The following is a 20,790-nucleotide window of genomic DNA, read 5'->3' on the forward strand; positions in this document are numbered from 1 at the left end:
AGGTCTTAACCAGTTAGGTAGGAATACGCCCCATGGCGATGCCCGATTTCACACTGCGCCAGCTGCTTGAAGCTGGTGTTCACTTTGGTCACCACACCCGCCGCTGGAACCCGCGCATGGCGCCGTTCCTGTTCGGTGTGCGCAACCAGGTTCACATCATCGACCTTCAGCAGACCGTTGGCCTGCTCGACCGCGCGCTTAAAGCGATTCGCGATGTTGTGGCCGGTGGTGGCCGCGTTCTGTTCGTTGGCACCAAGCGTGCAGCGCAGGACCCGATTGCTGAAGCAGCACGTCGTTGCGGTCAGTACTACGTCAACCATCGTTGGCTGGGCGGTATGCTCACCAACTGGAAGACCATTCAGGCTCCATCAAGCGTCTGCGCCAGATTGAAGAAACACTCGAAGGTGCGACTTCCGGTCTGACCAAAAAGGAAGTGCTGGAACTGACCCGCCAGCGCGACAAGCTTGAACGCTCCCTCGGCGGGATCAAGGAAATGGGTGGCCTGCCCGACGTGCTGTTCGTGATCGACACGAACAAGGAAAAGCTGGCCATTGAAGAAGCCAACAAGCTGGGTATCCCGGTTGTGGCCATTCTGGACAGCAACTCCGACCCGCGCGGCGTGACCTACCCGGTCCCCGGTAACGATGACGCCATCCGCGCCATTGGCCTGTATTGCGACCTCGTGTCCGCTTCCGTGCTCGACGGTATTTCCGCTGAGCTCGGGGCTGCGGGCCACGACGTGGGCGCTGCTGAAGAACTGCCGGTTGAACCCGCTCTCGAAGCGGCTCCGGTGGCTGAAGAAGCTCCGGCGGCAGGCTGAAGCCTTTAAAAAACAGCCCGGTCTTCTGATCGGGCTGTTTTTTACATGAGATGCCTGTTTTTTGCGGGCAACGGAATGTTCTGTCGCGCGCCCTGCTAGGGGCGCGTTGCGGTTTTCTAAGGAGTAGGAATATGGCGGAAATTACCGCAGCACTGGTCAAGGAACTGCGCGAAAAAACCGGCGCAGGCATGATGGATTGCAAAAAGGCGCTGAACGAAGCGCAGGGCGATATTGAAGCCGCCATTGACTGGCTGCGCACCAAGGGCCTTGCCGCCGCCGCCAAAAAATCTGGCCGCGTGGCAGCAGAAGGTCTGGTTGCTGTGGCCTCTGCCGACAAAACCGCCGCCATGGTGGAAGTCAACGCCGAAACCGACTTTGTCGCCCGTAACGAAGCGTTCCAGAACTTTGTGGAATCCGTTGCCAAGGTTGCTCTCAAGGTTGGTGATGATCTGGAAGCCATCAAGGCTGCCACACTGGACACGGGCCGCACCGTGGCTGACGAGCTGACGCACCTGATCGCCACCATTGGCGAAAACATGACCCTGCGCCGCGCTCGCGTGTTTACCGTGCCGTCTGGCGTTGTTGCCACTTACGTGCATGGCGCACTGCGCCCCGGTCTGGGTAAAATTGGCGTTCTGGCAGCAATTGAAGCCCCGACGGCTGATGAAGCCATTGAGCAGCTTGGCCGACAGATTGGCATGCACGTTGCCGCCACCCGCTTCCGCGCTGGACGTGAACAGCCTGAATCAGGAAGAAGTCGAGCGTGAACGCGCTGTTCTCATTGAACAGTCCCGCGCATCGGGCAAGCCTGAAGCCATTATTGAAAAAATGGTCGAAGGCCGTATCCGTAAGTTCTACGAAGAAGTGGTTCTTCTGGAGCAGGTGTGGGTGCATGATGGCGAAACCCGCGTGAAGGACGTTGTCAAGAAAGCTGGCGTCACGCTGGCTGGCTTTGACCGCTTCCACCTGGGCGAAGGCATTGAAAAGACTGTGGACGACTTTGCTGCGGAAGTGGCCAAGGTGTCTGGCGTCTAAGACCTCAGGTTCTGGTCTGTTGAGCAAGGGCGGGACTTCTCTGCAAAGGGAGGCTCCCGCCCTTGTTGTTTTTGTGGCCCCGCAAGGCGAGAGCGGGGCGCGGGTCCATATGTTGACCGAGGCAGACGCTGGTGCGTGCGCTGGCCTATGGGGGTGCCAGCCGCGCAGGGCGCGCCTTGTGGCAACCGGGCAACGTGGTCAAGGCCCGTCTGACACAGCGTGGCGAGGGCGCACCCATACGCGTATCCGGCGAGCTGCTTTACGGATGTGCCGCGCGTATTCTGGACATGCCGTTGGCATTGGCCATGATGCAGTCTGTGTGTGTGCTGGCCGATGCCACCTTGCCCGAAGGCGAGCCATGCCCGGCATTTTTTGGCGCGACTCTCAAACTCCTGTCCTTTATTGGCTATAGCCGGATGTGGCGGAACAGACTGGCCTGCCCAATTATATTGAATGGGAGCTGGCGCTGCTGGATGTGCTGGGCTTTGGGCTGGATTTAAGTGCTTGTGCGGTCACCGGACAAACGCAGGACCTTGCCTATGTCTCCCCCCGCACGGGGCGGGCTGTTAGTGTGGCAGGTGCAGGGGAGTGGAAGGACCGGCTCCTGCCGTTGCCCGCTTTTTTGCGTGACCCTGCGCAGGAGGGGAGTTGGGCGGAGTGGCGCGCAGGCCTGCAGCTGAGTGGGCATTTTCTGGCACGGGATGCTTTTGGGCAGCGGCATCTGCCCCTTCCTGCTGCCCGGCAAAGGCTGCTTGCGCGGCTTGAAAAGCTACAGGCACACATCAACCAGCCCTGAACTGCGCAGCAAGGCTGGCACAACCGGGCCTGTGGCGGTATGTCTGTGCCGACCACATCGCACCGTTTTTTCTGGGGCAGAGCATGAACGAGACATTTGAAGGCCATATTGAGGAGACAAAACTGGCGGATGCGCTGAGCGAGCGCTATCTGGCCTATGCTTTGTCCACCATCATGTCGCGTTCGCTGCCGGATGTGCGCGACGGGCTCAAGCCTGTGCACAGGCGGCTGGTTTACGCCATGCATCAGCTCAAGCTGGACCCTGCCTCGGGGTTTAAAAAATGCGCGCGCGTTGTGGGCGATGTGATTGGTAAGTTCCACCCGCACGGGGATGCTTCTGTTTACGAAGCTCTTGTCCGTTTGGCGCAGGATTTTGCCGCCCGTTACCCGCTGGTGGAAGGGCAGGGCAATTTTGGCTCGATCGATGGCGATAACGCAGCCGCCATGCGGTACACGGAAGCCCGCCTGACGGAAGTAGCCGTAGCCCTGCTGGACGGGATAGAGAGCGACGCCGTGGATTTTCGGCCCACCTATGATGGTGAGGAGCACGAGCCCATTGTGTTGCCAGCGGCATTCCCCAACCTGCTGGCCAATGGTGCGGCGGGTATTGCCGTGGGCATGGCTACCAGCATACCACCTCATAATGCGGCGGAAGTGTGTGCAGCCGCTGCCCTGCTGGTCCGCAAGCCGACAGCCACAACGCAGGACCTGCTGGAGCTTATGCCGGGACCGGATTTTCCCACGGGCGGGCTGATTGTGGAGGATGCCTCCGCTATTTTGCAGGCGTATGAGACTGGGCGGGGCGGTTTTCGTATGCGGGCGCGCTGGGCTGTGGAGCAGGGGCGCTTTGGCACATGGCACATTGTGGTGTCGGAAATTCCCTATCAGGTGCAAAAGTCCCGCCTGATCGAGCAGGTGGCTGATCTGCTTGATCAGAAAAAACTCCCTCTGCTGGGCGACATCCGCGATGAAAGTACGGATGAAATCCGCCTGATCCTTGAGCCCAAAACCCGCGGTATTGAACCCGAAGTGCTGATGGAGACTCTGTTCCGGGCCACAGCGCTGGAAAGCCGCTTCCCCCTGAACATGAACGTGCTGGGGGCCGACCGTGCGCCCGGTGTGCTGGGCCTTAAGCAGGTGTTGCAGGCATGGCTCAACCACCGGCACGAGGTGCTGGAGCGGCGCAGCCGCCACCGCCTTGCAGCAGTGGAACGGCGGCTGGAAATTCTGGCAGGCTTTTTGGTGGTGTACCTCAACCTTGATGAGGTCATCCGTATTATCCGCGAGGAGGATGACGCCAAGGCCAGCCTTATGGCGACTTTCAGCCTGACCGACATGCAGGCCGAATCCGTGCTGAACATGCGCCTGCGCAGCCTGCGCCGGTTGGAGGAAATGGAAATCCGCAGGGAGCATGATGCTCTGTCGGCGGAAAAAGCCGAATTGCTTGCCCTGCTGGGTGACGAAAAACAGCGCTGGAAGCAGATCGGGCAGGAACTGGACAAAATGGTCAAGCTGTTTGCCAAAGGCCGCGTTGGGCCAAGGCGCAGCACCATTCTGTCCGCTCCCAAGCCGGTTGATATCTCGGTAGTGGAAACAGTGGAGCGTGAGCCGCTGACCATGATCCTCTCCCAAAAAGGCTGGGTCCGGGCGGTTAAGGGTCATGCCGTTGATCTGGATAGCCAGAAGTTTAAGGAAGGGGATGGTCTCAAACTCGCCATTCCCTGCCAGAGCACGGACCGGCTGTGCTTTTTTGCCACCGATGGCCGGGCCTTTACGGTCAAGGGCACGGATCTGCCGCGTGGACGGGGTGATGGCCAGCCCGTGCGCCTGCTGGTGGACCTGTCCAATGATGAGGAACTACTGGCCGTCTTTGTGCTGGAGGATGGGGGCAGGCGTCTTGTGGCCTCCAGTGCCGGGCGCGGCATGGTGGTGGAGGATGATGCCCTCGTGTCCGAAAAACGTTCAGGCCGGCAGGTGCTCAACCTCAAGGACGATGACTCGGCACTGCTGTGCATTCCCGCTCAGGCGACCACGTGGCCGTTCTGGGCGATAACCGCCGCTTCCTGATTTTCCCGCTTGACCAGTTGCCCGTTATGGGGCGCGGTCTTGGCGTTGCCTTGCAAAAATATGCCGATGGCGCGCACCTGCGTCAGGCCGTTGTGTTTACCGCATCCGAAGGGCTGGTCTGGCCGGGTGCGGTGCGGTGCCGCGGCATGGCCGATTTGCAGGACTGGTTGGGCAAGCGCGCCGGTGTTGGCAAGCTGGCCCCGACATGGACCAACAAAAAGGGCTGAGCCCCCCGGTTGTTAAAACAGCGGTGCGTCAGGGAACAGGGCGCTGCGCCCTGTGCAGACGGGCTGGTCTGGCTCCAGTGTCTGCCAGACATCCTGACGCAGGATTTCTGCCGGGCGGAAGCGGCTTTTATAGGCCATCTTGGGGCTGCCCGGAATCCAGTAGCCAAGGTACAGATACGGTCGGCCAAGTAGTAGCGTCTGGCGGATTAGAAACAGCACAACGTACACACCCAGCGAGCGGGTTGTCTGCTGGGGGTCGTAAAAGCTGTACACAGCCGATAGCCCATCATCGAGCGTATCGGTCAGGCTGACGGCGACCAGCTTTTGGTCCGGTGTGCGGAATTCTATGATCTGCGTATCAACCGTGGTTTCTTCCACCATAATCCGGTAGTCGCGCGGCCCCATGTTCGCCATTTCGCCTTCTGCGTGGCGGGTGTTCAGGTAGTCGCGGAACAGCGTGTACTGCTCCCCTGTGGCTACTGCTGGCAGCAGATGGGCCGTTAAGTCCGCATTGCGGTTCCATACCCGTTTTTGTGTGCGGTTGGGGGTAAAGGCCGCTACGGGCAGGCGGATGGGAATACAGGCCGAGCAGCCCTCGCACAAAGGGGCGTAAGCCAGCGTGTGGCTGCGCCGGAACCCTCTGGCGGACAGGCGGCTGTGCAGGGTGTCGGCATCGGGGACGGCCAGATCAGCCAGTATCTTACGCTCCATGCGTGCAGGCAGGTACGGGCATGGCAGAGCAGTAGTGGTGTAAAAAAACTGCGGATTGCGCAGCGGAGACGTCATGGTTGGCAATCCCGGATGCATGGCGGGTCAGCACGGGCTGACCCGCTTATGCCCGGCGCGGGCCAGGCGAGGTGGTTACAGGCCCGATCTTTCCCGAATATGCTGTGCGGCTTCAATGGCAAAATACGTGAGTACACCATTGGCACCCGCACGACGGAAAGCCATCAGACTTTCCATGATGGCGCGGTCACGGTCGAGCCAGCCATTGTTGATGGCTGCCATGAGCATCGCATATTCTCCCGAGACCTGATACGCAAAAGTCGGCACGCTGAAGGTGTCTTTTACGCGGCGGATAATGTCCAGATAAGGCATGCCGGGTTTGACCATAACCATGTCAGCCCCTTCTGCAATGTCCATTTCCACTTCACGCAGGGCCTCGTCGCTGTTGGCGGGGTCCATCTGGTAGGTCTTTTTGTCCCCCTTGAGCAGGCCGCCAGAACCCAGCGCATCACGGAACGGACCGTAGAAGGCGGAGGCATATTTGGCGGCATACGACATGATGCGGGTATTGATCAGGTCATTGGCATCCAAGTCCTGACGGATCACGCTAATACGGCCGTCCATCATGTCTGATGGGGCAATAATATCCACCCCTGCCATAGCCTGATTGACTGCCTGCTGGGACAGAATCTGGACCGATGCCTCATTGACCACGTAGCCGCCTTCTATCAGCCCGTCATGGCCGTGGCTGGTGTAGGGGTCGAGCGCGACATCGCCGATCAGCGCCATGTCGGGGAATTCTTTTTTCAGCAGTCTGGCCGCCCGACACATCAGGTTGTCGGGGTTCAGGGCTTCGGTCCCCCGTTCGTCCCGCGCTTCAGCCGGAGTGATGGGGAACAGGGCAAGGGCTGGAATGCCCAGCTTGGCCGCGGGCTCCACATGCTTGGCCAGACGGTCGAGTGTTACGCGGTGTGCGCCGGGCATGGAGGAGACTTCGGTTGTGACACCCGACCCCTCCATGAAAAAAATTGGCCAGATCAGGTTGCTGATACCCAGTGAATTTTCGGCAACCAGGCGGCGTGTCGCATCGTCAAACCGGTTGCGGCGCGGGCGGGTCAAAGGGAAACGACCAGCCATCATGGGCGGGATCTCCTTGCACGGTGCCTGCCATGGGGCCAGACCTGTGGTCCGGCACCTAGGCAGAACAAACGGGGGTGAATAAGACGGGCGGAGTATGCGCTCATGCTCATGTTATGCAACCCCGGTGCGGCAAGGATCAGCCCCGCTGAGGGCGGGGGTACGGGCATGGGGGCAGTGTGCGTTTTGCGCACGGGCATGATTTACGGTTTATCCCGGCGCGGGCTGCGTGTAAAAGCAGGAAACCACAAGGGGTGGGGGCCTGCTTTTTTGACTTTTTTCTCCTGTCAGGGGCGGGCGGAACGGGGTAAGAGAGCTTCCTGTGCTTTTGTCTGTTATGGAAGCGGGCCTGCTGCCAGACGACAGTTTGATTTTGAGGAAACACCCGAATGAGCCACACGGATCTGGACCGTTTTTTTCATGCGCCGCTGACCCAGACGGATCCGGACGTTGCGTCCGCCATTGCCGCCGAGTTGACCCGTCAGCAAGATGGCATTGAATTGATTGCCAGCGAAAACATGGCCTCCGAGGCCGTTTTGCAGGCGCAGGGCAGTGTGCTGACCAACAAATACGCCGAAGGCTACCCCGGACGCCGCTATTATGGTGGCTGCGTGGAAGTGGACAAGGTGGAAACGCTGGCCATTGAACGCGTAAAAACGCTGTTTGGTGCGGCTTATGCCAATGTGCAGCCCCATTCTGGCGCAAATGCCAATCAGGCGGCATTCATGGCCATGGGCAAGCCGGGAGATACCGTGCTGGGCATGAGCCTTGCTGCTGGTGGCCACCTGACCCACGGTGCAGCCCCCAACTATTCTGGCAAGTGGTTCAATGCCGTGCAGTATGGCGTGCGCCAGCAGGACGGCATTCTGGACTATGACCAGATGGAAAGCCTTGCGCGCGAACACAAGCCCTCCATTATTGTGGCTGGTGGTTCTGCCTATCCCCGCATTATCGACTTCGCCCGTTTCCGCCGCATTGCGGACGAAGTGGGTGCGCAGCTTATGGTCGATATGGCCCATTTTGCTGGTCTGGTGGCTGCGGGTCTGTACCCCAACCCGCTGGAATATGCGGATGTGGTCACATCCACGACCCACAAAACCCTGCGCGGCCCGCGCGGTGGTGTGATCCTGACCAACAGCGAAGCGTTGGCCAAAAAGATCAACTCCGCCGTGTTCCCCGGTCTGCAGGGCGGCCCGCTCATGCATGTTATTGCAGGCAAGGCCGTGGCGTTTGGTGAGGCCCTGCGCCCTGAGTTCAAGGAATACCAGAAAGCGGTGCAGAAGAACGCTGCCGTGCTGGCAGAAGTTCTGGTGGAACGCGGGTTTGACATTGTGACGGGTGGCACGGATTCCCACCTGCTGCTCGTGGACCTGCGCCCCAAAAAGGTGACCGGCAAGGCTGCCGAGCAGGCTCTGGAGCGTGCAGGCATTACGGCCAACAAAAACGCCATTCCGTTTGACCCCGAAAAACCCGCCATTACCTCTGGCGTGCGTCTGGGTAGCCCGGCAGCGACCGCACGCGGCTTCCGTGAGGAAGAGTTTCGTCAGGTCGGTGAAATGATTGATGAAGTGCTGACAGCCCTTGCCGCTTCTGGTGGTGAAGGTGATGCGGTGGTGGAAAATGCCGTGCATGAACGTGTAAAGGCCCTGTGCGCGCGTTTCCCTATTTATTCGCGTTAAGTCACCGCTTTTTACGGTAAAGTTATTAGAAAGGCGCGAGAGGCTTCTCCCGCGCCTTTTTGGTGACTGGAGAAGTCCTTGAGTTTGTATTGGCCATAGCAGGGCGTTTGGAAGCATGTCTTCCCTGTGAGTGGTAACAGTCCTGCCTGATAGGCCCAGGGATATCTTTTGGCTGGTATGCTGTTTTAAAGCATGGGCGTAATCCCGAACGCCTTGGTTCAGATCGATGTTTTGAAAAATTGTTGCAGTTTGTTGAGGGCTTTAAAAGATATGTCGTTTATTCCTGCAACATTTTTTGCGTAAGTATTCCCGAGTGGTTGAAATGAATAATTATTTTCTTCGCAACAATAAAAAAATAAAAAATCTGATTCTGCTTGTATCTTGGTCTCTTGTTGCGGTGTTTCTGATTTTTCATCATGCCATGTGGCGTGATGAAGTACGTAATTTCATGCTTGCCATCGGGACGACATCAAGACTTCATCTTCTGGGGAACCCTCATCCATTTTTGATGTATAAAATAGAACAGTTTTTTTATTGGATTACGGAATCTTACTGGGTTTTGCCGATTTCGTCATTTTTTATTTCGTTTTTAACAGTATTAATAATTATTTTTCTATCTCCGTTTAATTTTAAAATTAAAATTATGATGGCATTTGGCTATCCATTACTGTACGAATATACGGTTATGTGCAGGAATTATGGAATGAGTGCATTGCTTATGCTTGCTCTTCCATTGGTCATGAATAGCAAAAAATATAAATACATACTGAGTGGACCAATACTATTTTTTCTGGCTAACACCAATGTTCATTCATCTCTTATTGTTCTGGCGTTCTCATGCCTTTGGCCATTAAATGCTTGGTATCAGAATGGAAAAAAATGGACTGACGATACACGCAAAACGGTCATGAATAGCATGGTAGGTATTCTTGGTTTTTTTGTGTGTTTTGGAACAATTTATCCAACACGCTATGATCTGGCTGCAGTGCGTCCAATAAAAATTGCATTCAATCATGATTTTTATTTTTTTCAGCACTTAACGCTCTATGATTTTAAAGATTATATTTTTTCGTATTTAGGTCATGGCCCATTATCAAAATCTGTATATAAAATTATAAGTGTAATATCATATCTTTCTATTGCACTTTCCACCTTAATGCTTTGGGGTGATGTTTTTTTGTTTTCCGTTGCCATTTTAGTCATGGTGGGGCTCTCTGCTTTCTTTTACGTCGTATATCCGGGGGAATACAGGCATCAGGCCCTGTGGATCATGCTTGTTTTTGCATTGGCCTGGATGAAAAAAAATAACGCTCAGGCAGTTCATAAAAAAACAATCAATAATATCGGGCTTGCATCTTTTTATACAATGCTTGGTATTCAGTGTCTGTTGTCTTTGCTCCTGAGTTTTCATGAGTTGATCGAACCCAATAGCAGGTCAAAAGAGTTCTATGCATTTATGAAAATGCATGACGATATTAAAGAGTCACCAATGCTGTCGTCTCTGGATTACACATTGGAGGCCATGCCATATTATACAAAAAAACCAGTCTTTATGATGTCTTTGAATGATTTTGACTATGTTGTTCCATATCGTGGCGTCTTTAATTACAATTTGGATGATCTGCTGACTGCCGCGCAAAAGTTGGCGGCCTGCTCTGAATATCCTCCGTTAATTTTAATTGTGAATGATTCGAATAAAACAAAAGAATTTACCTCAAAAATCACCAATATAATGGATGAGGATCAGGAAGAGTTCGTACGACACTACATGTACAATCAATGGACGTTTACAATTACATCTGAACAGAAAAAAAGATTTTTAATGAATGCTCACGAAATCGCGCGTTACCCCAATGGGTATCTGGAAGATGGGTTTGTTGTGTATAAACTGAACGTGCAAAATGTACCGAAGACTACATGTGAGAAAAAATGAATTTTATGAAACAGCATATACAACACGGAGGAAATCAAATAAATATCTGCCAAAGGATTGGGCAGCATGGTCGGTGTAAAACGGGAATATGTTGTTTTTATATCATATAATAGAGTGTAAATAGTTCCATGGGTATTTTGAAGTTATTTCCATCTGATATCAAAGTCGTTGTTTTAATTCCGTGCTATAATGAGGAGGTCACTATTGCCTCTGTTGTTAACGGTTTCCGGGCGGCTCTGCCACATGCGTCCATTTATGTTTACGATAATAACTCTACAGATCAGACAGTAAAACTGGCCCGTGCAGCAGGTGCAATTGTCAGATCGGAATCCCTTCAGGGCAAAGGCTTTGTGATCCGGAGGATGTTCTCCGATATTGATGCCGACTTCTATGTTCTCGTGGATGGGGATGCAACCTATGACCCGAGCTCTGCACCAGAAATGCTTGGCATGGCTTACGGTCATGGGTTGGATATGGTGAACGGCGCGCGGGTAACGGACCGTGTGGATGCTTACAGGCGCGGCCACGTTCTTGGTAACAGGGTTTTAACCGGGCTGGTCACAAGTGTATTCGGGCGCAGGCTGTCAGACATGCTCTCTGGCTACCGGGTTTTTTCCCGTAGATTTGTAAAGTCTTTCCCCGCACTTTCTTCGGGGTTTGAGACGGAAACAGAATTTACAGTGCACGCGCTTGAACTGGCGATGCCTATTGGTGAACTGCCTACTCGCTACGTGGAACGTCCGCCGGGTTCTGCGTCCAAACTCAATACGTATCGCGATGGTTTTCGTATTTTAGGGATGATTATTAACTTGGTTAAACAGGAACGGCCTTTGATGTTTTTCAGCATCCTGTGCGCCATTATGCTGGTGTGTGGCATGGGGCTGGGTATTCCTGTTGTCTTGGATTTTTTCCACACCGGGTTAGTGCAGCGTCTGCCTACGGCACTGCTGGCTACGGGTTTGGTTATATTGGCGGCCTTGTCCATGGGGTGCGGACTTGTGCTGGACAGTGTTGCGCTGGGCCGCCGGGAGGCAAAGCGTCTTGCTTATCTGGCTCTACCTGCTCCTCCACGCATGCCCGATGAGCAGGCCATTGCGATGTCTTCTGCGGTTTCCGAACCTTAAGATTAAGAATTATGTTGTGTGTGACAGTTCGTCGCTTCCGCGTTGACGCGGAGGCCCACCCCCCGTAAATCTCTGCTTCCCCGAACCCAGCGAAGCCCGAAACGGTGCAGCCTGATTAGCGCCGGAGGCGCTGCGTGACCATGTCCATAACTTTTGCCGACCTCGCCCTGACCCAGCCTTTGCTGGATGCTCTGGCAGAGGAAGGGTATACCAACCCCACTCCCATTCAGGCCCAGTCTATTCCTTTGCTGTTGCAGGGGCGCGACCTGCTGGGCATGGCCCAGACCGGCACGGGCAAAACCGCAGCTTTTGCGCTGCCATTGCTACATCGTCTGGCGCAAACACCCCGGCCAGCTCCCAAAAATGGGGCGCGTGTGCTGGTGCTGGCCCCTACGCGCGAGCTGGTCTCCCAGATTGCAGATGGGTTTGAGAGTTTTGGTCGCCACATTAAACCCCGCGTCACCACCATTTTTGGTGGCGTTGCGCAAATGCATCAGGTCAATGCGCTCAAGGACGGGGTGGATATTATTGTCGCAGCCCCCGGCCGTCTGCTGGATCTGGTGGAGCAGGGGCTGTGCGACCTCTCCCAACTGGAAGCCTTGGTGCTGGATGAGGCTGACCAGATGCTGGACATGGGCTTTGCCAAGCCGATCGAGCGTATTGTAGCCACCCTGCCGCACGAGCGGCATACGGTGCTGCTGTCTGCAACAATGCCCAAATCCATTGCCGCATTGGCAGAAAGCCTGCTGCGTGACCCTGCAAAGGTGGAGATTGCTCCCCCCTCCACCACGGTGGACCGGATTGAGCAGTCGGTCATGTTCATGGACGCGGCCAATAAAAAGGAAGCCCTTTTATCCCTGCTGCAAACGCCGGATATGGGGCAGGCGGTGGTCTTTACCTTGCAAAAGAACATTGCCAACGAAGTGTGCGCTTTTATTACGGACGCAGGCATTACGGCCGAAGCCCTGCATGGCAACAAGTCGCAGGGCCAGCGCGAGCGTGCTCTGGAGGCTTTTCGCACCGGGGCTGCGCAGGTGCTTGTGGCGACCGACATTGCCGCCCGCGGCATTGATGTGGACACGGTCACGCATGTGTTCAACCATGACCTGCCAAGCCTGCCAGAAAGCTACGTCCATCGCATTGGCCGCACTGGCCGTGCCGGGCGCAGTGGTTTTGCCATTACCCTGTGCGATGCGGAACAGCGTGCATGGCTGCATGACGTAGAACGCGAAATTGGTCGCAAGCTGGATGTGCAGGCCGACCACCCCTGGCACTCGGATGCGGCGCAAAACTCCACCATGCGCGCACCCGTGCTGGGTGGTGGGCCAGTCAAGCAGGTCAAGCCGCCGCAGCAAAAGCGTGAGCGCAAAGCATGGACCGAGGAAGAAAAAGCAGCAGCCCGCGCTGCGGCACAGCAGGCAAAAGCGGGGAGCTGAACACCGTCTTTGCCGGATGGGCGTCAGGCATGCGTGTTACGCCTGACGCTTGGCAGAAGTACGGGTGTAGGGCCTAGTTTTCCCGCTCGGTTAGCCACGTTGCGTGTGTTACGCCCTGTTCGTCCTCCAGACGATTAACCACTTTTTCCAGCTCGTCCGTGTCCAGCACGTTGCTGCTCAGGGTCGCTGAAATTTCCACACTGCCCTGTGCGTGGTCGGAAAGTTCAACTTCCGCCACGGGAAAGCGGGCCTCTTCCAGCCTGTCCACAACAAGGTCACGCAACTGGCCTGCATGGGCGTGGTCGGTGAGCACACTGACGGAGTAAGTGGCCTCCTCCGATTGGCTGGCAACAGGAATGCGGTCAATTGCCCGCACCAATGGGCGCAGCAGGGTGTTGCCCGCGATAATAAAGAGCGTGAGCATGCCTGCTTCTGCCACCATGTCGGTGCCGGAGCAGGCCCCCACAGCCGCAGAACACCATAAGGTGGCTGCCGTATTGAGGCCGCGCACATTGGCGCCGTCCTTCATAATTACCCCAGCGCCCAGAAAACCAACGCCAGAGACTACATAGGCAATAACCCGCACCGCATCCGCGCTGCCTGCCAGATGCTGGGCCAGGTCCACAAAAGCTGCGGCCCCAAGGGCGACCAGTGCATTGGTGCGCAGGCCCGCCGTACGCTGCCGGTACTGCCGCTCTGCACCAATAAGCGTGCCAAAAACAAAGGCGGAGAGGTAGCTGATAAACGTATCGCGAAAAGAGTGTGAATCGAATGTAGTGATAAAATGCATCGGGTGGCGTTCCCATTAAAAACACGGCGCTGGAGCAAGCAGTGCGCCCATGTCGCAGGGCAGGGTGCTCAGGGATGGTGCGGGTGTCAAGCGGTGGTGGGGCTGCGGTTTTTGTGCGCCGGATTAAAGAATGCGCGCCAGCCGCACAGCTGTGTGTCCCCGACGGGGGCGCAGGTTGGGTATGACCAGCATGCAGTTGTCGTAAGGCGTGCGAATTTCGTCCATGCCGTCCACAGCAATAAGTGTGCCTGCATGTTTGATAATCTCGCCCCCTGTAAAGGGGCGGAGGAAGGCAAACCCCGCCGTGTGGGCTTCCACGCAGTCCGTGACCATGGCGCAGACGCCGGGGTGTGAGGCCTCAGTGGTGGCGGGGGGTGCTGCTCCGTGTTGCCGGGGCGTGCCAGAACTGGCGGGCTCTTTGGGGAGCATGCCGTTCTGGGCCAGAAAAACGCGGGCCGTGGTCTCGCTTTGCACAACGGCGCTCCGGGTCCAGTGTTGCCCGGCTTCCAGCAGGCAGGCGCGCGCGGTGCCTACAGGGTCGGAAAACCGCTTGTAGTCAATCAGTCGTGTGCCAGTAGGGTGCCCCTGATCGAGCACAACCTGCAAGGGGGTGGGCTGGCCATGTGCCAGTGCGCTGGCCATGACCAGGTTCCGCTCGGCCATGCTGGTGAGCAGCAGGGTTGCGGAGGGCCACGTCATGGAGTGCAGGTCAAGCAGGACATCCACAGTGTCGATCACGGGTACAAGCTCGCGCACCCGGCGCATTTCCAGTGATGTATGCTCAGACCGAATGAGTTCAGGCATCCACAGCCTGTTCATGTCCTCCTCAATATAGCGGCATTGGGAGGGGCGGCGCAGGTCAAACGCTGCATAAGCGTCCAGATTAAGAAAAATCAGGCTCAGCCGCCCATATGGGGGGCTGGGCGGGTTGGCCAGTATGCTGGCCAGCGCCTGTGCACCAGCATACTCGTTACCATGCATGAGTGCCGTAATGGCAACATGGGGGCCGGCTTATGGCTTTCAAAATGATGCACGCCTTTTATGCCGCAGTTGCCCTGCACCCATGGTGTCAGGTCTGGCAATGGACCATGGGGGGCAGCATGGGGGAGGGGCGGCAGGGAAGGCGGCAGGGTCTCGGGCAGGGTGCAAAAACGGTAGGTGTTTTGGCCACTACGGAGGCGTTTGGAAGCGCAGCTCATGCTGCGTCGGGTGCGCCGTAACGCACCGATGCCCCAAGAGCGCGGTAGAATGGGTGAGGGAGGAAGGAACTGCACCACATAAACCCGAGTATGGTTCGGGTTGCGCGTGGCTGCAATCCCTCCCGCGTCGGGTTACGGGTGCTTGCGTGTTTTACGTGCGTGTCGGGCGGGGTTTGCCCTGTCGTGCGGTCTGGGCGGCTACGGGGGGGAGGGCCTGCTCCGTGCTGAGTACTCGTAGTTTAACATGGGCACCCACCTCCACCTGCCGCAAAAGTTTGCGCTCGGCCCCGGAGCACAGGGTCAGGGCAGAGCCTTTCTGCCCGGCACGGCCAGTGCGGCCAATGCGGTGCAGGTAGGTTTCGGGCAGTTCGGGCACATCGTAATTGATAACCTGCGCAACCGAGGCAATATCCAGCCCGCGTGCCGCAACATCTGTTGCAACCAGAACAAACAGGCGGCCCGAGCCAAAGCTGGCTACCGTGCTGGTGCGTTTGTCCTGCGTCAGGTCGCCATGCAGGGGTGCTACGGCCAGCCGTGCTTTTTTAAGTGTTGAGGCCAGTACATCGGCCTCGGCCTTGGTGCGGACAAAAACAATGCTGCGTGTTTTGGGACTGCGGCCAAAAAAGGTCTTGAGGAAAGCGGTTTTCTGCTCATCTTCCAAAAACAGCACACCCTGACGGATGGCGGGGCGTTCCTCGGGTGGTTTTTCCACACTCAGTTCAACCGGCTTGTAAACAAGAGCGGCCAGCATGGTTTTGCATGCTGGGGGCATCGTGGCAGAAAATGCCAGTGTCTGGCGTGGCGTGGGCAGGTAGTTGAGGATGGTTCGTGTTTCTTCCTCAAACTCATGGGTGAACAGGCGGTCGCTCTCGTCCATGACCAGTTGAAAACAGTCCGAGAGGTCGCACGTACCAGTGCCGATAAAGTCCAGCAGGCGGCCCGGCGTTGCAATGAGAATGCGCGTCATGCCGCTGGTCTGGAGCAGTTCGTCACCCTGTTCGTCGCGGTCTGCGCCGCCAAACAGGCAGATTATGGGCAGGCTTGCAGGTTTGGTGCTGGCCGTTTTTTTGCTGCTCTCTCCCATACATGCCCTAAAAACCTTGGCTGTTTGCAACACCAGCTCCCGCGTTGGCACCATAACCAGCAAGGTGCGGGGTTTGCGCGCTTGAGCAGCCTGTGCAGCATGGGCAGGGCGTATGCTGCGGTTTTGCCCGTACCGGTCGGGGCAATGGCCAGAATGTCCCGCCCTTCCAGCGCGGGGGGAATGGCGGCAAGCTGAATAGGGGTTGGCTGCACCATGCCTGCCTGTTGTGCGTGGGCGCAAAGGGCAGGGGAAAGACCCGTCTCCTTGAAGCTAGCGGACATAGTGTTGCCTTTCTCGTGGTCTGTAATGCGTACAAGTGCCTTGCTTTTAAAGGCAATCAGGTTGCAAGGACAAAGCGGGCCATGCAGGGCGCATGGTTGCAAAGGCCGATGTGTAGCGGAGGAATGCGCGTTATGGCGAGCGCAATGTATGCAGGTGCGCAAACTGGTTCAGACACGGCGGAGGTTTTGCCCCTCCCCCGGCCCCATGCTTTTGTGGTGGGGGAGAACTTTGCTGGCATGCGTTCGCAGGCATTGGGGCTGGCCCACCGTGCAGGGTGGATGGCACGTTCCAGCCCGTATGCCCCAGCCGCATGGCGCGTATGGCGTTGGCTGGTCCGCGCTGGCTCGGCCGCTCCTGCCTGCGTGGTAGCGAAGGGCAGACTCTGGAGTCCCACGCAGACCTGCTGCGTTCGGATGTGGTCATCAGCGTTGGTGGCAAGGGGGGCGCTATTGGTGCTGCCCTGCGCGCCCATTGCCGCCCTGTGGTGCAGATTCAGAACCCCCGGCAGTCTCTTGCGCGTTTTGACCTGATTATTGCCTGCCGCCATGATGATATTTCTGGCCCCAATGTGCTTTTGGGCCGCACTGCTCTGCATGGATTAACCCCCGAGGAACTGGCGCACGCCAAGCAGGAATGGGAACCACGGCTTGCCCATCTGCCCCGCCCGCTTGTGGCGGCCTTTGTGGGAGGTTCCAACGGGCGCTTCCAACTGGGGGAGGCAGAAGCCCGCAGGCTGGCTACCGTGCTGGTGCAGACCCGGCAGGATGAAGGCGGGAGCCTGATTGTTACCGCCTCGCGCCGGACGGACCCGCAGGCACTTGCCGCGCTGAAGGAAATTATAGAGCCCGCAGGCGGCTTTGTCTGGGATGGGGAAGGAGATAACCCCTACATCGGGCTGATTGCCTGCGCGGACAACCTGCTTGTGACCATAGACAGTGTTTCCATGATGTCCGAATCCGTGGCAGGGCGTGCACCAGTCACGGTTTTTCCGCTTCCGGGCAAATCCCGCCGGATTAGTGAGTTTGTGGAGGAACTGGAGCTGGCCGGGCGTGTGCGTGTACTGGGCGAGAGTGCGGTGCGCCTGCCTGCACCTTGGTATGTCACGCCGTTAGATGACACGGCAGACCTTGTGGGCGAGATGCACAACAGGCTGGGTTTTTAACAGAGGTTCCCAATCAACCGTGCGTTTACAGGCGTGTGGGGAGAGTGGTCGTACCCTCATCATGTGATGGCCATATTAGGCAGGCTACACCGGTTGCTATGGCGGCCAGCAAGCCTAGCCCCAGTGCCGCGGCAGGCAGGCCAAAAGCAGCCCCCATGCGCCCGGCTACAGGGTAGGCCAGCAGCCAGCAGAGATGGGAGAGCGAAAACTGGGCGGCAAACAGAGCCGGTCGGTCTTCTGGTGTGCCGGAGCGGCGGAGCAGGCGGCCGGAGGGCGTGAGTGCAACAGAATAACCAACCCCCAGCACGCCCCATAAGGGGAGCAGCCAGCCGTAATTTGGTACCCAATTGGCCAGACAGGCCCCCACACACAGCACGCAGGCCCCACCGAGCATGACGGTGCGGTCGGCCATGCGTTCCAGCACACGCGGCAGCCCCAGAGCAGCAAGGACCGAACCTGCGCCAAAACAGGCCAGAGCCAGAGCCGTAGCGCTCTGGTCCAGTCCAAAAAGCCCCTGCACGTAAACAACTGTATTGACCAGCACAATAGAGGCAGCGGCAGCTACTGCCATATCAATAGCCAGCAGGCCGCGCAGGCGGGGCGTGGCAAGGTAGAGGCGTATGCCACGGGTTGTCCGTGCCAGCACGCCATGCCGCGGGGGTGTTTGGGGGGATGGTAGGGGCACAGACAGCACAAGTGCTGCCGAGCACAAAAACCCTAAAGCCGTGCCGACAAAAAGTGCGTGAAAAGATACGACCCCCAGCAGGGCCGCAGCCAGCAGCGGGCTGAGCACACTCTCCATGTCATAAGCAATGCGGGAGAGGGAGAGCGCATCCGTATACTCACGTTCATCAGGCAGAATATCGGGGATGGTGGCCTGAAAAGTCGGGGTGAACGCGGCGGAGGCGGACTGCAAGACAAAAATCAGCACATAAATCTGCCACTGCGTGTTCACAAAAGGCAGGCAGGCAGCCACAAGGCCGCGCACAAGGTCAAGCATGACCAGCAGGGCGCGCCGTGGCAGATGGTTTGCAAAGGCTGCGGCAAGGGGGGCAACACCCACATAGGCCAGCATTTTTATGGCCAGCGCCGTACCCAGCACCATCCCGGCATTCTGCCCCGCAATACGGAAGGCCAGCAGCCCAAGGGCTACCGTTGCAAGGCCGGTGCCGGTCAGGGCGACAAGCTGCGCGCCAAACAGGTGCCGGTATGTGCGGTGGCGCAGAACATGCAGCATGTGCTTTTGCCCCTACAGATATTTTGTGAGGGAGGAGAACGCCTGCAATGCGTCCTCGCGGCTCATTTCACCTGCGGCTATGGCATCGATAATGCAGTGTTCAAGGTGGTCCTGCACCAGCATGCGCTTGGATTTGCGGATTGTACTTTCCACCGCTTCAAGCTGCTGCGCGAGGGTGGAGCAGCTTCGGCCCTCGTCCATCATGGCGATCACCTTGGCAAGGTGGCCATGGGCCTGCTGGAGTTGCCTGCGGATTTGGGGGTGTTTTGCGTGGGGCATGTTCATCCTACTGGGGGGGAGGGGGTGGCAATGCGTAAAGCTAGGATGCTGTGTAATGCCAGCCTAGATCCAGATACTGCCAAGCAGCAGGATGGTGCCAACAATCAGTGCGGCCATGCGCCGCATGACATGCTCGGGCGTGTCCTGCGGCAGGGCCAGATAGAAGTCCAGACAATACAGCATCAGCCCCGCACCAAGTACAATGCAGAGAACCCGCACGATGGGGTAGGTCGAGATATCCCTTGGGTCAAACTGCATGGTGCTTGTCTCTCCTTCCTCCGGTCAGCTCTGGCGTTGCGGACTATGCGCTGACAAAGGCAGATGCGGGATAGCCCTGCATGAACAGTGCTGTACGGAGCGAGGTGTGGTTGATCTGCGCCGCTATGGCCTGACGCACCACCGGCTTGGCAAAATAGGCAATGCCAAGCCCTGCCGCACCCAGCATGGGCAGGTCATTGGCGCCATCCCCTATGGCAAGGGTGGCCGTGTTGGCCAGCGCGTGGTGGCTGGTCAGCTTGTGCAGCAGGTCCAACTTGGTTTGCGCGCCCAGAATGGGCAGGCCGGGAGCGCCGGTCAGGTGCCCGCTCTCATCGGTAAGCAGGGTGTTGGCGTGGTTTTCCTCAAACCCGCAAAGGGCCGCCACGCGGGAGGTGAAAAATGTAAACCCGCCAGAGACCAGCGCCGTATAAGCGCCATGTGCGCGCATGGTGCGCACCAGTTCTACTGCGCCAGGGTTCAGGCGTACGTCCTGCCATGCTTTTTCCAGCAGGCTTACGGGCAGACCCTTGAGCAGGGCCACACGCTCACGCAAGGAGGTGGCAAAATCCAGCTCGCCATTCATGGAGCGGGTGGTAATGGCGGCAACCTTGTCCCCGATTCCGGCAAGGCTTGCCAGATCATCCAGCGTTTCGTTGGCGACAATGGTGCTGTCCATGTCCGAGACCAGCAGTTTTTTGCGGCGGTCCTGTGCCGCGGTGATGACCGCATCCACCTTGCCGCCAAGCTCGGCGTGCAACTGGGGCAGCATGTCCCGCGCCGTGGAAGGGCATGGAATATCCACAGCCTCCCCGGAGGAGAGGATAACGGTCTCACCACTGGCGCGGACAATGTCCCGCGCGAGGGAGATTGTGGCGGTATCGAGGGTTGTTGCCGCGCGGGGGGCAACAAGGGTCAGAACAAGGCTCGTCATGGCACTTGGGTGTGTGGCAGGAATACGGGCATGAAGCAAGCAGAACACCAAAGCGCCGCCCATGCCCCGCCATACATGCACGGCCTACTCCGTGCGCTTATTCTTGCGGGGCCGACATGCTCGGGCAAATCGGCGCTGGCGCTGGATTTGGCGCAGCGGTTGAACGGCGTGGTCATTAACGCGGATTCCATGCAGGTTTATCAGGAGTTACGCGTGCTGACCGCTCGTCCAAACGAGCAGGACGAACAGCGTGTCCCCCATAGATTATACGGTGTGCTGCCCGCAGCGCACAAAGGCAGTGTAGCATGGTGGCGCGAGCAGGCTCTGGCAGCCATGCAGCAGGCGTGGAGCGCAGGCCGCCTGCCCATAGTGTGCGGGGGAACAGGCATGTACATGCGCGCCCTGACCGACGGACTCGCCCAGATACCTGAAAGTGCACCAGACGTGCAGCAGGCGGCCCGCGCTCTGGTGGCGGCAGAAGGGGCTCCAGCCGTGCATGCACGGCTTATGGCGGTGGACCCGCAGACGGCGGCCCGGCTCAAACCCGTGGATTCGCAGCGCGTGGCTCGCGCGTGGGAGGTCTGGCAGG

General features: G+C 57.7%; 16 protein-coding genes and 5 pseudogenes. 11 read left to right on the forward strand and 10 right to left on the reverse strand.

The genetic code is table 11. The annotated features are described in order from the left end of the window. The first annotated feature begins 32 nt into the window (after nt 1-32). The 4 pseudogenes from rpsB (at nt 33) to parC (ending at nt 4,944) form a co-directional block, all read left to right on the forward strand. Nucleotides 33-820, forward strand: a pseudogene (gene rpsB / locus JCM25146_RS06600) (30S ribosomal protein S2). A gap of 131 nt (nt 821-951) precedes the next feature. Further along, a pseudogene (gene tsf, locus JCM25146_RS17810) lies at nt 952-1,855 on the forward strand (translation elongation factor Ts). A 40-nt stretch (nt 1,856-1,895) separates the two neighbouring features. After that, a pseudogene (gene recO / locus JCM25146_RS17815) lies at nt 1,896-2,651 on the forward strand (DNA repair protein RecO). A gap of 83 nt (nt 2,652-2,734) precedes the next feature. Then, a pseudogene (gene parC / locus JCM25146_RS17820) lies at nt 2,735-4,944 on the forward strand (DNA topoisomerase IV subunit A). A 12-nt stretch (nt 4,945-4,956) separates the two neighbouring features. Here parC and JCM25146_RS06620 read toward each other — a convergent pair. Further along, a complete protein-coding gene (locus JCM25146_RS06620; protein ID WP_025826757.1) occupies nt 4,957-5,730 on the reverse strand; it encodes an arginyltransferase in 774 nt (257 codons plus the stop codon). Between the two features lie 75 nt (nt 5,731-5,805). Further along, on the reverse strand, nt 5,806-6,810 hold the full coding sequence (gene hemB / locus JCM25146_RS06625) for a porphobilinogen synthase (protein ID WP_025826758.1): 1,005 nt from the start codon (nt 6,808-6,810) through the stop codon (nt 5,806-5,808). Nucleotides 6,811-7,196: 386 nt separating this feature from the next. Here hemB and glyA point away from each other — a divergent pair, with 386 nt between their 5' ends. From glyA to JCM25146_RS06650, 4 genes are all read left to right on the forward strand, one after another. Beyond that, complete coding sequence (gene glyA, locus JCM25146_RS06635) at nt 7,197-8,486, forward strand: serine hydroxymethyltransferase (protein ID WP_025826761.1); 1,290 nt, start codon at nt 7,197-7,199, stop codon at nt 8,484-8,486. 295 nt (nt 8,487-8,781) lie between these two features. Then, nucleotides 8,782-10,419 carry a hypothetical protein gene (locus tag JCM25146_RS06640; RefSeq protein ID WP_148298996.1) on the forward strand — a complete coding sequence of 546 codons (1,638 nt, stop codon included), beginning with the start codon at nt 8,782-8,784 and terminating at the stop codon, nt 10,417-10,419. A 128-nt stretch (nt 10,420-10,547) separates the two neighbouring features. Further along, on the forward strand, nt 10,548-11,543 hold the full coding sequence (locus JCM25146_RS06645; RefSeq protein ID WP_025826765.1) for a glycosyltransferase family 2 protein: 996 nt from the start codon (nt 10,548-10,550) through the stop codon (nt 11,541-11,543). A gap of 140 nt (nt 11,544-11,683) precedes the next feature. Next, nucleotides 11,684-12,979, forward strand: coding sequence for a DEAD/DEAH box helicase (locus tag JCM25146_RS06650; protein ID WP_025826767.1), 1,296 nt, complete (start codon nt 11,684-11,686; stop codon nt 12,977-12,979). Between the two features lie 73 nt (nt 12,980-13,052). Here JCM25146_RS06650 and JCM25146_RS06655 read toward each other — a convergent pair whose 3' ends face one another. Both JCM25146_RS06655 and JCM25146_RS17825 read right to left on the reverse strand, forming a co-directional pair. Beyond that, the gene (locus JCM25146_RS06655; protein WP_025826770.1) at nt 13,053-13,769 is read right to left on the reverse strand and encodes an MgtC/SapB family protein; all 717 of its coding nucleotides are present in this window, start codon (nt 13,767-13,769) and stop codon (nt 13,053-13,055) included. Between the two features lie 123 nt (nt 13,770-13,892). Beyond that, nucleotides 13,893-14,750, reverse strand: coding sequence for a M14 family metallopeptidase (locus JCM25146_RS17825; protein WP_051544095.1), 858 nt, complete (start codon nt 14,748-14,750; stop codon nt 13,893-13,895). 32 nt (nt 14,751-14,782) lie between these two features. Here JCM25146_RS17825 and JCM25146_RS23595 point away from each other — a divergent pair, with 32 nt between their 5' ends. After that, on the forward strand, nt 14,783-14,989 hold the full coding sequence (locus JCM25146_RS23595; RefSeq protein WP_051544098.1) for a hypothetical protein: 207 nt from the start codon (nt 14,783-14,785) through the stop codon (nt 14,987-14,989). A gap of 130 nt (nt 14,990-15,119) precedes the next feature. Here JCM25146_RS23595 and JCM25146_RS24865 read toward each other — a convergent pair whose 3' ends face one another. Both JCM25146_RS24865 and JCM25146_RS24870 read right to left on the reverse strand, forming a co-directional pair. Then, nucleotides 15,120-15,740: a helicase-related protein gene (locus tag JCM25146_RS24865; RefSeq protein WP_369347402.1), complete on the reverse strand. Its 621-nt coding sequence runs from the start codon at nt 15,738-15,740 to the stop codon at nt 15,120-15,122. A gap of 48 nt (nt 15,741-15,788) precedes the next feature. Continuing rightward, nucleotides 15,789-16,333 (reverse strand): annotated as a pseudogene (locus JCM25146_RS24870) (DEAD/DEAH box helicase); the annotation flags it as partial. A 275-nt stretch (nt 16,334-16,608) separates the two neighbouring features. Here JCM25146_RS24870 and JCM25146_RS06670 point away from each other — a divergent pair. Further along, nucleotides 16,609-17,496, forward strand: a complete 888-nt coding sequence (locus JCM25146_RS06670) for a mitochondrial fission ELM1 family protein (RefSeq protein WP_025826772.1) — start codon at nt 16,609-16,611, stop codon at nt 17,494-17,496. Nucleotides 17,497-17,521: 25 nt separating this feature from the next. Here the strand turns inward: JCM25146_RS06670 and JCM25146_RS06675 are convergent, their stop codons facing one another. The 4 genes from JCM25146_RS06675 to serB all read right to left on the reverse strand — a co-directional run bounded on the left by JCM25146_RS06675 (nt 17,522) and on the right by serB (nt 20,201). Continuing rightward, nucleotides 17,522-18,733 carry an MFS transporter gene (locus JCM25146_RS06675; protein WP_025826774.1) on the reverse strand — a complete coding sequence of 404 codons (1,212 nt, stop codon included), beginning with the start codon at nt 18,731-18,733 and terminating at the stop codon, nt 17,522-17,524. 12 nt (nt 18,734-18,745) lie between these two features. Then, nucleotides 18,746-19,012, reverse strand: coding sequence for a metal-sensing transcriptional repressor (locus tag JCM25146_RS06680; protein WP_025826776.1), 267 nt, complete (start codon nt 19,010-19,012; stop codon nt 18,746-18,748). 63 nt (nt 19,013-19,075) lie between these two features. Continuing rightward, nucleotides 19,076-19,270 carry a hypothetical protein gene (locus JCM25146_RS06685; protein WP_025826779.1) on the reverse strand — a complete coding sequence of 65 codons (195 nt, stop codon included), beginning with the start codon at nt 19,268-19,270 and terminating at the stop codon, nt 19,076-19,078. Nucleotides 19,271-19,313: 43 nt separating this feature from the next. Next, on the reverse strand, nt 19,314-20,201 hold the full coding sequence (gene serB / locus JCM25146_RS06690; RefSeq protein ID WP_025826781.1) for a phosphoserine phosphatase SerB: 888 nt from the start codon (nt 20,199-20,201) through the stop codon (nt 19,314-19,316). A gap of 75 nt (nt 20,202-20,276) precedes the next feature. Between serB and miaA the strand changes: the two genes are divergently transcribed. Then, nucleotides 20,277-20,790, forward strand: a 514-nt coding sequence (miaA, locus tag JCM25146_RS06695) for a tRNA (adenosine(37)-N6)-dimethylallyltransferase MiaA (RefSeq protein WP_035372111.1), incomplete at its 3' end; no start/stop codon positions are given.

Origin of the sequence: Acetobacter okinawensis JCM 25146, from assembly GCF_000613865.1 — a bacterium.
Lineage (GTDB): Bacteria > Pseudomonadota > Alphaproteobacteria > Acetobacterales > Acetobacteraceae > Acetobacter > Acetobacter okinawensis.